We start from the raw sequence: 15,126 nt of genomic DNA on the forward strand, positions 1-15,126 counted from the left end.
GACTTAAAAAATCTTCGCAAAATGGAGACAGCATGAACAGGAGAATCCGCGCATCCTGGCAGCTCCGGGGCCTGGCATTGGCCGCCCTGGCCGCCATGTCGATGGTTGCGCAAGCGCAAGCCTGGCCGGCAAAGGCGGTCAGGATCATCGTTCCCTATCCACCGGGCGGCGCCGTCGACGTGGTCACGCGCAAGATGGCGCAGCGGCTCTCGGAGCAGACCGGCCAGAGCTTCTATGTGGAAAACAAGGCCGGCGCGACCGGCACGATCGGCACGGCGCAGGTCGCGCGCGCCGCGCCCGACGGCTATACGCTGCTGGCCAACGATACGACCTACGCTCTGCTGCCTCACATCTTCAAGGCGCTGCCTTTCGATCCGGCAAAGGACCTGCAGCCCGTGGCGGCATACGTGTTCGCGCCGATGGGCGTGGTGGTCAAGGCCGGCGGCAAGTACAAGACGCTGGCCGACCTGATTGCCGCGGCGAAGGCCGACGACAAGGTCTCATACGGTTCCGGCGGCGCGGGCTCGACCCCGCACTTTGCCAGCGAAGCGCTGGGCCTCGCCGCGGGGGCGCACTTCATGCACGTGCCGTTCAAGGGCGCGGGCGAGGCCACCGTCGCGCTGCTGGGCGGCACCGTCGATTTCCAGATGGCCTCCATTCCGGGCGTGATCGGGCAGGTCAAGGGCAACAAGCTGTCGGTGCTGGCCGTCAGCGGCACCAAACGCCTGCCTGCGCTGCCAAACGTGCCGACCTTCGCCGAAGCCGGGGTCGGCGGGTTCGGCGTGACCAACTTCACCGGGCTGTGGGCACCCAAGGGGACGCCTGCCGAAGTGATGGGGCGCTTGCAGAAAGAAGTGTCCAGGGCCATGGCCACGCCGGACATGCGCGCCTATGCTGACAGCATCGGCGCCGAGCCCGGCTACTGGGACGCTGGCACCTTCCGCACCGAAGTGGCCAGCCGGACCGCATTCTGGGGCAAGGTGGCACAAGGTACAGGGTTCCAGAAGCAGTAGGCTCCGGCAGCCAGGCCGGGATCGGCCCCAGGCCTGGCAAGGCTGCGCGACAATCCACGGAGGTCACGAGATGTTTCTGCTGAATCCACCGGTCATCCGGGAAGCTGAGCCGTTTTCCAGCCTTCCGGCCCGCTACCGCCGTCCGCGGCAAAGCGACTGGTCCCGCGCGAACCAGGGCGGCCGCGAGATCGACGCCTTCCTCGAAGGCCCCGTCACCGACGATCAGGGCAACCTGTATGTGACCGATATCCCGAACGGGCGGATTTTCAGGATCGACCCCAAAGGTGGCTGGGACCTGGTTGCCGAATGGGACGGCGAACCCAACGGCATGAAATTCCTCGGTCCGGAGTCCTTGCTGGTCACGGACTACCGTAACGGGCTGATGGAAGTCGACCTGCGCGCCGGCACCGTCCGGCCATACCTGTCACGCCGCAATACCGAGAGCTTCAAGGGCGTCAACGACCTGACGCTGGATGCGCGCGGGAACGTCTATTTCACCGATCAGGGCCAGACCGGCCTGCACGATCCCACCGGCAGGGTATATCGGCTCAGCCGCGAAGGCCGGCTCGAATTGCTGCTGGCCAATGTCCCGAGCCCGAATGGCATCGTGCTGTCGCCGGACGGGCGCTTCCTGTTCGTGGCCGTCACGCGCGGCAACTGCGTCTGGCGCATGCCGCTGCAGGAAGACGGCAGCGTGTCGAAGGCCGGGCAGTTCTTCACCTCATACGGGCCCAGCGGACCGGATGGCCTTGCCATGGACGTCGATGGCCGCCTGCTGGTTGCCAACCCGGGCCTGGCCTACGTCTGGGTGCTGAACCACCGCGCCGAGCCGGTCGAGGTCATCCGCGGCACGCCCGGCCATTCGCTGACCAATGTGGCGTTCGGCGGACCGGACCGGCGCACGCTCTACATCACGGATTCCACGGCGGGCGAGATCCTGCGCATCGGCATGTCGGTGCCTGGCGTGACGCTGCCGCGGCCGCTCTGACATGGGTGGACCCGCGGTCCTTCACCCGAGCCACGGCCCGGCGACGCGCAGCACCAGTTTGCTGGCTGCCTTGCCCGACTGCATAGCGCGCCGCGCCGTCGCCGCAGCGCGGTTGCGGCCAAGGCCAGGCTGAATGCAGAATTGCAGCAAAACCACCTGCCCCGACATGGAAACACCAGACCGCCTGCTGCGCAGCTTTTTGCGTATTGCCTCGCTGAAATCCTTGTCGAAGGCTGCGGATGACCTGAACCAGACCCAATCCGGCGTCAGCAAGCAGTTGGCTGCGCTGGAAGCCCACCTTGGCAAGGCGTTATTTACGCGAACGGGGCGTGGCGTTGCCATGACGGAAGCCGGACAAAAGCTGCAGGCAGCGATCGAAGGACCCTATCGCGCCATCGACCACGCCGTGGATACAATCCGGGACGCGTATGGCAGTACGGAGGGGACGGTCAGGCTGGCCCTGGTCCACACGGTCAGTTACTACTTTATCGGCGATGTGGTGGCGAGCTTCGTCAGTGCGCATCCCGGCGTCAATCTCTCGATGATGGGGCGCAGCTCGCAGGAGGTCGTGGCCCTGGTGGAAAGCGGCAAGGCGGATCTGGGGGTGGCCTACGATACGGCGGTAGACACTGCCTCGTTGGCGGTTTATCCGCTCTTCGACGATACCATGTGCCTGGTGGAAAAGGGCGATATGGCCCAGGTGCCGGACGATCCGGGCGTCGACCTGCGCGAGCGCGACCTTCGCCTGGTTGCCTTCCCCCATGGATATGCCCTGAGACGGATGCTGGAGAGCGCCGGACTGAAGGGATCCTATGTCGCGGAGGCGGAGACCGTGGACGCCATGCTGAAGCTGGTTTCCGCCGGGGTTGGATCCTGCATCCTGCCCAGCCGCCTGCCGGACAAGCTGCTGGCCGAATATGGCCTGAGCAAGGTCAAGATCCAAGCGCCGCTATTGAAACGGCGCATGGTGGCGATGACGCATGCCGGGCGCGAGCCATTTCCGCTGGCCGCGGCCCTGCTCGCATGTGCGCTCCAGGTTGCAAAGGCGCTGGACACGTGAAGCCATGAAATAGCTGCTATGAAAGCGGCTCCATAGCACGCCAGGGACCCCAATCCCATACTGGCTCCCGATCCCTTCGGAGATTTCGCCGAAGGGAAAATCCGGAGACAACCAGTATGAACGCCCCATTGAGAGACAAGTCGTATTTCGACCAGCGCGCCACCCGCGACATGGCGAAGCACCTGCCGAGCCAGTCGCGCACCACGCAGGAAACCATGGCCTATGCCTGCCGCATCCTGGCCATGACGGAGCAGGAGGCCGGCCTGGCAGGCCAGATCAGTGTCCGTTCCGAGAGGCCGGGCGCTTACTGGACGCTGCGTTTTGGCCTCGGCTTCGACGAAGCGACGCCGGAAGACTTTATCGAAGTCGATCGCGACCTCAACACGCTGCGTGGCGGCGGCATGCCCAACCCGGCGACGCGTTTCCACTTGTGGGTCTACGACGCCCGGCCAGACGTCAACGCCATCATCCATACCCATTCGCCGTGGGCCAGCGCCCTGGCTGCCGCGCGCCAGCCCCTGGTCATCGCGCAGATGGACATGACGCCCCTGCACAACGACTGCGCGTTCCTCGGTGATTGGCCGGGGGTTCCCATTGCAGACCAGGAGGGCGTCATCATCTCGGAGGCCCTGGGTGACAAGCGGGCGATCATCCTCGCGCACCACGGCTATCTGACGGCGGGCAAGACCTGTGAAGAGGCGACCTATCTGTCGGTCTATCTGGAACGCGCCGCCCGTATGCAAATCCGGGCCCAGGCTTTCGGCCCACTCACGCCGGTCAATGACGACCTGGCGAGGGAGGCGCACGACTACCTGCTGAAGCCGTCCATTGTCAACTCCACGTTCTCGTACTGGGCCCGCCAGACGCATGGCATCGCGCCTTACGTAAAGCCATGACGCGCCGAGACCCGCTAGACAGACAAGGAGAACAAGACGATGACCCCGACAAAAAAAAGGCGCTCGCGCCGTGACTACATTACCGCTGGGCTGGCCAGCATGATGGGCACGACGATCGAATGGTATGACTTCTTCCTCTATGGAACCGCCGCAGCCCTGATCTTCAACAAGGTTTTCTTTCCCTCGTTCGATCCCCTGACCGGGACCCTGGCGGCCTTCGCCACCTACTCGGTCGGCTTCTTTGCGCGTCCCCTGGGCGGCATCGTCTTTGGTCATTTTGGCGATCGGGTCGGACGCAAATCCATGCTGCTGATCACACTGTTCATGATGGGGATCCCGACCATCCTCATTGGCCTCATCCCTTCCTACGACAGCATCGGTTACTGGGCCGCGGTGGCGCTGGTACTGCTTCGTTTTCTGCAGGGCGTCGCCGTGGGGGGCGAGTGGGGTGGCGCGGTACTGATGGCGGTCGAGCACGCACCCGAAGGCAAGAAGGGCTTCTTTGGCAGCCTGCCGCAGGCCGGGGTGGCGCCAGGCCTGATCCTGTCCTCGCTGGCGCTGGGCATGGTCGCCACGCTGCCGGAGCAGGACATGCTGACATGGGGGTGGCGCGTGCCGTTCCTGGCGAGTGTGGTCCTGCTCGCGGTAGGCTGGTTCATCCGTGCAAAGGTGAGCGAGTCTCCGGACTTCGAGCAGATGAAAAAGTCTGGCGAGAAGGTCGAAATGCCGGCCCTGGTCGTGTTGCGCCGCTATCCGCGCCAGGTCCTGACCGTGATCGGGGGGCGCCTGGCGGAAGTCACGTGGTTCTACACCGTTGTGACCTTTGCCCTGGCCTACGCTACGGGAACGCTCGGCATACCCAAGACCGTGATGCTCGACGCCACGGTCTGGGGCGCTGCCGTCGCGATGTTCACCATGCCCCTGTTCGGGATCCTGGGTGACCGCTTCAGTTTCAAGTGGGTATTCATGGCCGGCACAGCAGGGATCCTGGTCTTTGCGCCGCAGTTCTTCGCCCTGCTGCAGACGCTCGAGCCAGGCAATATCACGATTGCCATGGCCGTCGCAATCGGCCTGGTCTACGCCTGCCTTTACGGACCTGAAGGCAGCCTGTTCTCTGCCCAGTTTCCCGCCGAAGTCCGTTATAGCGGCATCTCGATCGCGGTGCAGGTTTCGGGTGCGATCGGCGGAGGCCTGGCACCCATCGTGGCGACGTCTCTGTTGAACCATGGCGGCGGCGATCCCTCGTACATCGTCTGGTACCTGGGTGCACTCAGCGTGATTGCCTTTGTCAGTACGGCACTCATGCGCGATGTGAACGGGGCAAGCCATGCTGTCGCGCTGGCCAAGGGAGAGCATGTATGAACGTGCGTGCGCATATCGACTACTACTTCTGGCTGAATTCCGACTGGGCATACCTTGGCGCCGACAGGTTGGAGGCACTGGCACGCCGCACGGGTGTGGAAATCCGGTACAAGCCCGTCGATCTTCCCGCGGTGTATGCGCGTACGGGAGGCCTGCAACTGGGACAGCGTTCACCGGAACGGCAGCGATATCGGATCGTCGAACTGGAGCGATGGTGCAGGAAGCTGGGGATCTACGTGAACCCCATGCCCAGGTACATGTGTCCTGACGCGGAACTCGCTTCTCGTATCGTCATCGCTGCCGATGAACTGGGGCTGCCCGTCCTGGAGCTTTACAAGGCGATTCTCCGGGCGGAATGGTGCGAGGAGCTGGACATCGCTTCCGAGCACACGCTGCAAGCGATCCTTGCCCGCCTCGGCCTCGATGGCAGCGGCGTCATAAAGCTGGCACGCGCGAAGGAAACGGGGATGCTTTACCGGCGCTACACGGATGAGGCCGTCAGTGCAGGCGTCTTCGGCTCTCCCAGCTGTATCTTCGACGGCGAATTGTTCTGGGGCCAGGACCGGCTCGACATGCTCGAAGATGCGGTACGGGCACGCAGGCCCGCCCGCGCGGGATGAGCCGCCGCGCCGCCCGGCGCGGTCCTTCACCCATGCCACGGCCCGGCGACGCGCAGCACCAGTTTGCTGGCTGCCTTGCCTGACTGGACCAGGTCGAGCGCTTGCCCGGCCTGCTCCAGCGGCAGGCATGCGATGCGAGGCGGCCGCAAACGCCCGCGGTCGAGCAGCGCCGCGATCTCCCCCAGGCGCGCGCCGCTGGGCATCTTGCTGAAGGCGACGGCGGTGCGCAGGCCGCGGCGCGCGGCCTCGGCGGTGTCGGGGCCGGGGTCGCCGCTGACCAGCGTCAGGACGGCCACGAGGATGCCGCCCGGCCTGAGCAGGTCCAGCCCCATCGGCAGGCTGCCGCAGCCCACCGTATCCAGCACCAGGTCGACGCCCGCCGGGGCCCATGCCCGCATGGCGGCGCCGATATCGCTGCCGCGGTAGTCGATGGCCAGGTCGCAGCCGAGCGCCATGAGTTCGTCGCGGCGTGCCGCGCTGCAGGTGGCGGCGACGGTTGCGCCGGCGGCTTTGGCCAGTTGCACGGCAAAGGTGCCGACCGCACCGGCGCCGCCATGCACCAGCACGGACTGGCCTGGGCCGAGTCCGCCGTCGTCGAAGAGCCCGGTCCAGGCAGCCAGGGCCGGCGTCGGGACTGCTGCGGCTTCGGCGAAGTCCAGGTTGTCGGGCATCGGCACCACGCAATCCTGACCGACGGCAACGTACTCGGCAAACGATCCCCATTTGCCGGCGCCGACCCCGGTTTGCGCGAACACGCGCTGGCCGCGGACGAAGTCGGTGACGCCGGCCCCCACCGCGGCCACCACGCCGCTGGCATCGAAGCCGAGCACGAACGGAAAGCGGGGCTGCATGAAGTGGCTCAGATACCCCTCGCGGCACTTCCAGTCCGCGGGATTCACGCCGGCGCAGGCGACGCGGATCAGGACTTCGCCGGCCGCTGGCGTTGGCCTTGCGACCTCCCCAAGCCGGATCACATCGGAACCGCCGTGCCGGTCGATCAGGACCGCGCGCATGTTGTCTTCCATGAGTCTTACCTTGACGACAGTTCGGGCTGGCTCAGCGCCGGATGCGCCCAGGCCGGGATGACAGGCGGCGGCAGCACGCCCTTGCCATCGAGCGTCCGCACCTCCAGTCCGTGCGCACGGGGGAAGTGCAGGCTATGGGCGATCCGGCCGGTATGCAGCCGTGCCGGCACGCTGCAAAGCGCCAGCGCGGTTTCCACCAAGTATTCCACGGGCTCGGTGGGATAGCCTTCGGGGATATAGCGGGCGCTGCCTGGCGTGCGGATCGCGGTGCTTGGCCCCACGGAATTGACCGCGATGTCGTCCATCTCCAGTTCCGCGGCAAGGCCTTCGGTGAACCGGTTGATGGCCGCCTTCACGGCGGCGTATGCGGTAACGCCGCCGGTGCGGTCAAAGACCTGGTAGGGGCGCGCCGGCGACAGCGCCGTGACCGAGCCCAGGTTCAGGATCCAGCCCGCACCGCGTGCGCGCATCAGCGGGATCGCCGCGCGGCTCAGCACGAACGGGATGCGCAGGTAGTGGTCCACGGTCCGGTCGAAGGTGTCCAGCGGCATCGCGTCGATGGGGCTGTAATCCGCCAGGCCGGCATTGTTGACCAGGATGTCCAGTCCGCCCGCTGCCTCGGCTGCCTCCGACACCAGGCGGTCGCGTTGCGCGGGATCCTCGAGATCCGCCGCCAGCGCCATGCACCGGCCCCCTTGCTGTCTGATCAGCGCCACCGTTTCGGCCAGCGTGCCAGGCTCGTCCGCGGAGCGGCCGACGTGTCGTGCGCTCGCCACGACCAGTGCGCCCTCGGCCGCGAAGCGCTGCGCGATGGCGCGGCCGATGCCGCGGCTGGCGCCGGTCACCAGCGCCATCTTTCCTGTCAGTTTCCCGGGTCCGTTCATGGTGCGGTTTCCTCTTTGCGGTTGGGGTTGGCGATCAGGCTGGTCGCCAGCGGGCAGAAGGCATGCGAGATCGCCTCGACCGTCCATTGCGGAAACTCCGGGTCGAACCAGCGGTCGACCCGTCCCCAATGGAACGGGTGCATCAGGTATTCGCCCAACAGGTCGTCCACGCTGGCGAACTCCTGCTGCCAGACATGGGTCCACGTGCCCGGCGACACCACCCGGGCCAGCCGCCAGTTGCGGATGCCGGGCATGTACGCCGGCATTCGCAGCAGGTCCTGCTCGAGGGCGCGGACCTGCCGGTCCGGGGCTGCGGGGCGGACCCGGAACATCAGCGTGCGCCAGATGCCGTCGCGCAATTGCGGGGCGCGCGTTCCAGCCGAGATCGCGCGATAGGCGACGTGATCGACCGTTGCGATGCCGTCCAGCGCGGCGGCGAGGCCCGCGGCACCCGCCGGCGCGCCGGAAGGGGCGGGGTGGAAGTGCAGGTCGAGCGTGTAGTCGCCGGCGCCCCAGCTTCCCGGCAGGTTGCGGCTGACCGCCGCACGCTGCAGGCCGGGCAGCTTTGCAACGCGCTCAAGCAGGGCTTGCTCCGGCGCATGGCTCGCGGCGGGCATGCCGGCGAGCAAGCGGAGCTGGGCAGTCTCAAGGCGCATCGCAAGACTCCTTCGGCTGCGGGAGCGCGTTAGTCGCCGGGGCCATCACGTGGCGGCGGCGCGCTTCGCACAGGGAGCCGACGGTCGACCAGAAAGCGAGCGCGGGGCCGTCAATGCCGGCGCGCATGGCGTAGTAGGCTGGCGCATCCGGCACTTGCCACAGCAGCCACAAGGTATTGGGCGCATCCTCCAGCGCCACCGGCGGCGCAACCCAGCGATGCAGAAGCGCCAGGCCCCTGGCGGCGCTGCCCGGCAGGTACTGGCATTCCAGCAGGTCAAGCACGGCGGGCAGGTTGCCGGGCGCAAGCACGATTTCATCGAGTATGTGGATCATGGCGGTGTGGCGTCATCTCATGGGTTGTCCCGTATAGGCATGGCGGGGCGCGCATGGCAACCTCCATGGCCCGGGCCGTACGCCACCTGCTGCGCGCCAGGGAAGTGCCGGGATGATTATGGAAGGCCCGCCGGCAACGGACCCCTACCCGCACGATCAACCACCGCTACCGAAGCCATCAGGACAAGCACCCATGAATGCCCACATCCCGGGGAGTCCCGTCCCTGTGCCGCACGGCATGGTGCAGCGGTTGCTGGATGAACTGAAACGACAGGGCCTCGAGGTCCCGGCTGGCGGTGCCGATCCGCCGCGGCCCGCGCAGTTCACCGCCCTCTATCGCGCCGCGATCGAGCGGCTGGAGGCGCTGGTCGCCAAAGGCGACGGCCATCCGCCCATGCGCAAGCAGGAAGTGGATCTGCTGTGCCGGTGCGTATTGAGCTGCCAGACGCTGCGGCAGGCAATCTGCTGCGCGGCCGATTTCTGCGCGATGCTGTATCCGCGCGCCGGCGTGCTCAGCCTCGGGCAACGCGCCGGCCAGGCGGTCTTCCACATGGATTCGCGGCGGCGTGTGCAATCGTCCGCGGCCTGCCTGGTGGACCTGACCGGGCTCTTCTTTTACCTGCTGCTGTTCGGCTGGCTGGTGGGCCAGCCGATCCGTCCGAGCCGTGTCTGTCTGGCGCATCCGCGGCGCGAGGATGCCTTGCCTTTCCTGGGCTGGTTCCATGCGCCCGTGATGGCGGGCTGCCCCGCCTACGGCTTCGAATTCGACCCGGCGTTGCTCGAGCGGCCGGTCGTGCGCCAGCCTGCGGAGCTCGATGCGTTCCTGCATGACCTGCCTTACCGGCTGGTCGGGGCGCCGGTCGAGGTGGTTTCGCTGAGCCAGCAAGTGCGCGGCACGCTGCATGCAGCGCTGGTGCATGGCACGCGGCTACCGACGCTGGGCGAGCTGGCAGTTCGCTTCGAAGTCAGCGAACCGACGCTGCGCCGCCGGCTCGCGGCGGACGGCAGCAGCTACCGGCAGTTGCGCGAACACAGCTTGCAGGAATATGCCGAGCAATGCTTGCGGACCACCGGCTGGACCGTGGGCAGGATCGCCGAGCAACTGGGCTTTGCCAGCGAAGAAGCGTTCCGCCGCGCCTTCCAGCGCTGGACCGGACTTGCGCCAACGCAGTTCAGGCGCGCGAGCGCAGGGAAACCGCCCGGACTGCGGTAATTCGTGCACAAGCCGGGAGGCAATATGTGCAAACGCCCCCGGCACGGCGGCACGCACTGACCGGATGCGACCCCGCGCAGCTTTCGCCGCCGATGGCATGACGCTTGCTGCCTCCGTTCATTTCCCTTGGCACGTGACCCAGCGGAGGCCGCCCATGGCACTGGAAGACCCGCTTGCTCCCCCGGCATCGCAGGCCGGCGCACTGCAACAGATCCCAACCACCCTGCACATCAACGGCATCACCCACGACCTGCTGCTGGCGCCATGGGTGATCCTGCTCGACCTGCTGCGCGAGCAGCTCCAACTCACCGGCACCAAGAAGGGCTGCGATCACGGCCAGTGCGGTGCGTGCACGGTGCTGATCGGCGGCAAGCGCATGAAGTCTTGCCTGTGCCTGGCGGTGTCCTATGACGGCGCGGACATCACCACGGTCGAGGGGCTGGCCGACCGCGACAGCGGCGCGCTGCATCCGCTGCAGCAGGCCTTTATCGACCACGACGCGTTCCAGTGCGGCTATTGCACGCCCGGGCAGCTGTGCTCCGCGCTGGGCCTGCTGAACGAGCATCCGCCGGCGAGCCGGCAGGAGATTCGCGAGCGCATGAGCGGCAACCTGTGCCGCTGCGGCGCGTATGCGCAGATCGTGGCAGCGATTGCCGAAGTCGCGCGGCTGGCCGACCGCGACCAGGAGCTGTCATGAACCCGTTCCGCTATGAGCGCGCGACCACGGTGGAAGCCGCGCTGCAGTCGATCGCCGCGGCGCAGCAGGCCGCCGGCGCGCAAAGCCTTGGCGATGACCACGCGCCGCACTTCCTGGCCTCCGGTACCAATTTGATCGACCTGGTCAAGGGCGGCATGATGCATCCGGCCGCGCTGGTCGACGTCAGGCAGTTGCCGCTGCGGATGATCGAAACCACCGCGGAAGGCGGGCTGAAGCTCGGTGCGCTGGCCAGCAACGCCGATACCGCGCAGCACCCGCTGGTGCGCGCGCAATATCCGCTGCTGCGTGCGGCGATCCTGGCAGGCGCCTCGCCGCAGATCCGCAATATGGCCACCAACGGCGGCAACCTGCTGCAACGCACGCGCTGCTATTACTTCTACGATCCGGGCGTGCCCTGCAACAAGCGCGAGCCTGGCACCGGCTGCCCGGCGGCGACCGGGCTGGCGCGCCAGCATGCCATCCTGGGCGCGAGCGAGCATTGCGTCGCGACCCATCCGTCCGATATGTGCGTGGCGCTGGCCGCGCTGGGAGCGGTGGTGCACGTGGCGTCGGCCAGCGGCCGCCGCGAGATTCCGTTTCATGAGTTCCATCGCCTGCCGGGGGATCGCCCGGAGATTGACACCACGCTGCGTCCCGATGAACTGGTCACCCACATCGTGCTGCCGCCCGCCGCCGAGTTTGCGCGCCATGCCTGTTACCTGAAGATCCGCGAGCGCGCGTCGTTTGCGTTCGCGCTGGTGTCGGTGGCGGCCGCGCTGGACCTGGCCGGCGACGGCACCGTGCGCGCCGCGCGGCTGGCGCTGGGCGGGGTGGCACACAAGCCGTGGCGCGATACCGGGGCCGAGGCGCAGCTGCAGAGTGGGCGCGCCAGCGCGGAGCACTTCGAATCCACGGCCCGCTTCCTGCTGCGCGATGCGCGCGCCTGCGGCGGCCCGGCGCTGCCGGAGAGCCTGCCCGGCAATGGCTTCAAGATTGCGCTGGCCGAGCGCGCGATCGTGCGCGCGCTGGAGATGGCCGCGGCCGGCGTGCTGAGCAATACCGGCGAAGACGCGTTGCGCGAGGAGGACCTGCCATGAACGATCCGATCCCGCAATGCGCGCCGCGCGCACGGCCCGGCACGGGCCCCGTCGCCATCGGCGCGCCGGTATCACGCATCGACGGCGTGGCCAAGGTCACCGGCACGGCCCGCTATGCCGCCGAGCATGCCGCGTTCGACCTCGCGCACGGGGTGGTGGTGAACAGCACCATTGCGCGCGGGCGCATCGTGTCGATCGATTGCAGCGCCGCGCTGGCGGTGCCGGGCGTGATCGACGTGCTGACCCATGAGCGCCACCCGCGCGTGCGTTCGCTCGACCTGTTCTACAAGGACATGGCCGCCCCCGCCGGTTCGCCCTTCAAGCCGCTGCACGATGCGCGCATCTGGTATAGCGGCCAGCCCATCGCCCTGGTGGTGGCCGAGACCTTCGAGGCGGCACGCTATGCCGCCACGCTGGTGCGCGCGCACTACGAGGCAGGGCCGCATCAGACCAGCCTGCTGGAACACCTTGACCGCGCCGGCAAGCCCAAGCGCTTCAAGATGGGCTATTCCAGCCCGCCGAAGCCGCGTGGCGATGCCGACGCCGCCTTCGCGCGCGCGCCTTGCAAGGTCGACGCAGCGTTCTACAGCGGCGTGGAACACCACAATCCGATGGAGATGCACGCCACCACGGTGGTCCGCGGCGGCGACGGCCACCTGACCATCCACGACAAGACCCAGGGCTCGCAGAACGTGCGCTGGATGGTGTCGCGCGTGTTCGGGCTGCCTGGGCGCAAGGTCACGGTGCGCAACGAGTACGTCGGCGGCGCTTTTGGCTCGGGGCTGCGGCCGCAGTACCAGTTGATCCTGGCGGTGATGGCGTCGCTGGCGCTGGAGCGTTCTGTCCGCGTGGTGCTGACGCGGCCGCAGATGTTCACCTTCTGCCACCGGCCCGAGACCTGGCAGCGCGTGCGGCTGGCGGCCCGGGAGGATGGCAAGCTGGTGAGCGTGATCCACGAAGCCGTGGCCGAGACCTCGCGCATGGAGCACTACGTCGAGGTAGTGGTCAACTGGTCCACGCAGCTCTATGCGTCCGAGAACAGCCGGCAGGACTACAAGCTGGTCGAGCTGGACCAGCCCACCCCCGCCGACATGCGCGCGCCGGGCGCCGCCCACGGCGTGCATGCGATCGAGGTGGCGATGGACGAGTTGTCCTATGCGGTCGGCATGGACCCGCTGGCGCTGCGCCTCAGGAACTACGCGGAATGCGACGGGGCCACCGGCCTGCCGTTCTCGAGCAAGGCACTGCGGGCCTGCTACGAGCAGGGCGCGCAACGGTTCGGCTGGGCCGGCCGGCCGCCACGGCCGCGCTCGATGCGCGATGGCCACGAGTGGATCGGCTGGGGCATGGCCACCGGCACCTGGGACGCGCTGCAGATGTTCAGCCGCGCGCGCGCCGTGTTCCGTGCCGACGGCCGGCTCGAGGTAGCCAGCGCCGCCACCGATATCGGCACCGGCACGCTGACCGTGATGAGCCAGATCGCCGCCGCGTCGCTGGGCCTGCCGCTGGAGCAGGTGACCTTCGTGCTGGGCGACTCGGACCTGCCGCTGGCCACGGTGGAGGGCGGCTCGGCGCATGTGGCCACGGTGGGCACGGCGGTCGACGGCGTATGCGACAAGTTGCGCCGGATGCTGTGGCACATGGCGCGGCGCATGCAGGGATCCGGCTTTGAGCGGGCACGCTACGAGGACCTGCTGTTCGACCAGGGCACGGTCAGCCTGCGCGCCAGCCCCGATGTGTCATTGCCGCTGACCGGCATCATGGAGGCGGCGCGGCGTACGCAGATCGAAGCCTCGTTCCTGCAGTTGCCGAATCTCCTGGAGCAGAAAAAATACACGCGCGCCGCGCACTCGGCGGTGTTCTGCGAAGTCCGCGTGGACGAAGCCCTCGGCACCGTGCGCGTCGCGCGCGTGGTCAGCGCGGTCGCGGCGGGGCGCATCATCAACCCGAAGACCGCGCGCAGCCAGATCCTCGGCGGCATGGTCTGGGGCATCGGCCAGGCCCTGCACGAGGAAACACACAGCGACCATGCGCTGGGCCGCTTCATGAACCGCAACATCGCCGAGTACCACATCGCCTCGCATGCCGACATCGGCGACCTCGACGTGATCTTTGTCGACGAGGACGACCGCGTGGTCAGCAGCCTCGGCGCCAAGGGCGTCGGTGAAATCGGGCTGGTAGGGGTTGCCGCCGCGATCAGCAATGCGATCTATCACGCCACCGGCAAGCGGCTGCGCAGCACGCCGATGACGCCGGACAAGGTGATGGCCCGTTGACCGGCGTGGCGCGCGTGGCGGTTGCCGTCAGCGCCGCTGCGCCAGCCAGATCCCTGCCGCGATCGCGGCCAGCCCGACCGCGTGATACCAGCGCGGCCAGTCGCCCAGCAGCACCGTCGACAGCAGCGCGGCGAACACCGGCGTCAGCGTGATGAAGAACACCGGCAGCTGGGCGCCCGCGCGCGCAATGGCGCGGTCCCAGGCAAAGTAGGCCAGCAGCGACGGGATGGTTGCCACATACAGCAGGATGGCCGCGACCTTGCCGTTCCATTGCAGCGGCTGGTCCAGCGTCATCAGTTCCCAGGCCGTGACCGGCGCGCTGGCCAGCACGCCCGTGACGATCTGCGCGAACAGCAGCACGGGCAGGGGCAGCGCGGGGCGGTGCTTGCGCAGCAGCCAGGTGTAGGCGCTCCAGGCGATGGTGGCCGCCAGCATGAACAGGTCGCCCGGCACGAGGTCCAGCTGGGCCAGCCGTGACAGTTCGCCGCGCACCAGCACGAAAGTCACGCCGACCATGCACAGCAGCGCGCCGGCGACGTGCCACGGCCTGACCCGTTCGCCAAACCACAGCGCGCCGATCACGATCAGGAAGAGCGGCGTGGAGGCGCCGATCAGCGTCACGTTGATCGGCGTCGAGCTAGTCAGCGCCTGGTACTGCAGCGCGTTATAGCTGGCAATCGACAGGATGCCCATGGCGGTGATCACGCCCGCGTGCCGGCGCAGCACCGCGCGGTGCTCGACCACGCCGCGCCAGGCAAAGGGCGCCAGCAGCATGCCGGCCAGCACCCAGCGCGCCCAGTTCAGCGTGACCGGCGGCACCGTGCCGGCGGCCAGCCGGCCCACGATGGCGTTGCCGGCCCAGCTCAGCGGCGGGAAGGTCAGCAGGAACAGGGTGGTCCAGTCGATGCGTCGGGTGCTGGGGCTGCTGGCGGACATGGGGCGAGGCGGGCTGGTGGAAGGCGCATTATCCGCGATTGCGGTGTCGCCGTTGCTTGCGCTTCGTGC

Annotated in this window: 15 protein-coding genes; 10 read left to right on the forward strand and 5 right to left on the reverse strand. The window is 67.7% G+C overall.

Translation table 11 applies throughout. From position 1 onward, the window contains the following. Positions 1 to 32 precede the first annotated feature (32 nt). The 6 genes from E5S69_RS01355 (at position 33) to E5S69_RS01380 (ending at position 5,939) form a co-directional block, all read left to right on the forward strand. Positions 33 to 1,013 carry a Bug family tripartite tricarboxylate transporter substrate binding protein gene (locus E5S69_RS01355; protein ID WP_171513221.1) on the forward strand — a complete coding sequence of 327 codons (981 nt, stop codon included), beginning with the start codon at positions 33 to 35 and terminating at the stop codon, positions 1,011 to 1,013. A gap of 70 nt (positions 1,014 to 1,083) precedes the next feature. Further along, positions 1,084 to 2,001 (forward strand): SMP-30/gluconolactonase/LRE family protein, encoded by a 918-nt coding sequence (locus tag E5S69_RS01360; RefSeq protein WP_171513222.1) that lies wholly within the window; start codon positions 1,084 to 1,086, stop codon positions 1,999 to 2,001. A gap of 166 nt (positions 2,002 to 2,167) precedes the next feature. Next, positions 2,168 to 3,061 (forward strand): LysR family transcriptional regulator, encoded by an 894-nt coding sequence (locus E5S69_RS01365; protein WP_171513893.1) that lies wholly within the window; start codon positions 2,168 to 2,170, stop codon positions 3,059 to 3,061. 116 nt (positions 3,062 to 3,177) lie between these two features. Next, entirely contained in the window at positions 3,178 to 3,957 is a 780-nt protein-coding gene (locus tag E5S69_RS01370) for an aldolase (protein WP_171513223.1), read from the forward strand. Positions 3,958 to 3,996: 39 nt separating this feature from the next. Continuing rightward, the gene (locus tag E5S69_RS01375; protein ID WP_171513224.1) at positions 3,997 to 5,319 is read left to right on the forward strand and encodes an MFS transporter; all 1,323 of its coding nucleotides are present in this window, start codon (positions 3,997 to 3,999) and stop codon (positions 5,317 to 5,319) included. Beyond that, entirely contained in the window at positions 5,316 to 5,939 is a 624-nt protein-coding gene (locus tag E5S69_RS01380; RefSeq protein WP_171513225.1) for a 2-hydroxychromene-2-carboxylate isomerase, read from the forward strand. Before E5S69_RS01375 ends, E5S69_RS01380 begins: the two co-directional genes overlap by 4 nt. Positions 5,940 to 5,965: 26 nt before the next feature. Here E5S69_RS01380 and E5S69_RS01385 read toward each other — a convergent pair whose 3' ends face one another. From E5S69_RS01385 to E5S69_RS01400, 4 genes are read right to left on the reverse strand one after another with little or no spacing between them, the layout of a single operon-like run. Beyond that, positions 5,966 to 6,964 carry an NADP-dependent oxidoreductase gene (locus tag E5S69_RS01385; RefSeq protein ID WP_236901159.1) on the reverse strand — a complete coding sequence of 333 codons (999 nt, stop codon included), beginning with the start codon at positions 6,962 to 6,964 and terminating at the stop codon, positions 5,966 to 5,968. 5 nt (positions 6,965 to 6,969) lie between these two features. Next, positions 6,970 to 7,848, reverse strand: coding sequence for an SDR family NAD(P)-dependent oxidoreductase (locus E5S69_RS01390; protein WP_171513226.1), 879 nt, complete (start codon positions 7,846 to 7,848; stop codon positions 6,970 to 6,972). Further along, entirely contained in the window at positions 7,845 to 8,504 is a 660-nt protein-coding gene (locus E5S69_RS01395) for a Dabb family protein (RefSeq protein WP_171513227.1), read from the reverse strand. Before E5S69_RS01395 ends, E5S69_RS01390 begins: the two co-directional genes overlap by 4 nt. After that, entirely contained in the window at positions 8,494 to 8,838 is a 345-nt protein-coding gene (locus E5S69_RS01400; protein ID WP_171513228.1) for a hypothetical protein, read from the reverse strand. The genes E5S69_RS01395 and E5S69_RS01400 overlap by 11 nt, the downstream gene beginning before the upstream one ends. A gap of 238 nt (positions 8,839 to 9,076) precedes the next feature. Between E5S69_RS01400 and E5S69_RS01405 the strand changes: the two genes are divergently transcribed. The 4 genes from E5S69_RS01405 (at position 9,077) to E5S69_RS01420 (ending at position 14,121) form a co-directional block, all read left to right on the forward strand. Next, positions 9,077 to 10,051: a helix-turn-helix domain-containing protein gene (locus E5S69_RS01405; RefSeq protein ID WP_236901210.1), complete on the forward strand. Its 975-nt coding sequence runs from the start codon at positions 9,077 to 9,079 to the stop codon at positions 10,049 to 10,051. Between the two features lie 154 nt (positions 10,052 to 10,205). Further along, the gene (locus E5S69_RS01410) at positions 10,206 to 10,748 is read left to right on the forward strand and encodes a (2Fe-2S)-binding protein (RefSeq protein WP_171513230.1); all 543 of its coding nucleotides are present in this window, start codon (positions 10,206 to 10,208) and stop codon (positions 10,746 to 10,748) included. Next, positions 10,745 to 11,845, forward strand: coding sequence for an FAD binding domain-containing protein (locus E5S69_RS01415; protein ID WP_171513231.1), 1,101 nt, complete (start codon positions 10,745 to 10,747; stop codon positions 11,843 to 11,845). The genes E5S69_RS01410 and E5S69_RS01415 overlap by 4 nt, the downstream gene beginning before the upstream one ends. Then, the gene (locus E5S69_RS01420; RefSeq protein ID WP_171513232.1) at positions 11,842 to 14,121 is read left to right on the forward strand and encodes a xanthine dehydrogenase family protein molybdopterin-binding subunit; all 2,280 of its coding nucleotides are present in this window, start codon (positions 11,842 to 11,844) and stop codon (positions 14,119 to 14,121) included. The genes E5S69_RS01415 and E5S69_RS01420 overlap by 4 nt, the downstream gene beginning before the upstream one ends. Positions 14,122 to 14,148: 27 nt before the next feature. On the opposite strand, the gene E5S69_RS01425 is transcribed toward E5S69_RS01420, so the two are convergent. Then, positions 14,149 to 15,057, reverse strand: a complete 909-nt coding sequence (locus E5S69_RS01425; protein ID WP_171513233.1) for a DMT family transporter — start codon at positions 15,055 to 15,057, stop codon at positions 14,149 to 14,151. Positions 15,058 to 15,126 lie beyond the last annotated feature (69 nt).

The sequence above is a fragment of the Cupriavidus necator genome (assembly GCF_013141915.1).
GTDB classification, from domain to species: domain Bacteria; phylum Pseudomonadota; class Gammaproteobacteria; order Burkholderiales; family Burkholderiaceae; genus Cupriavidus; species Cupriavidus necator_B.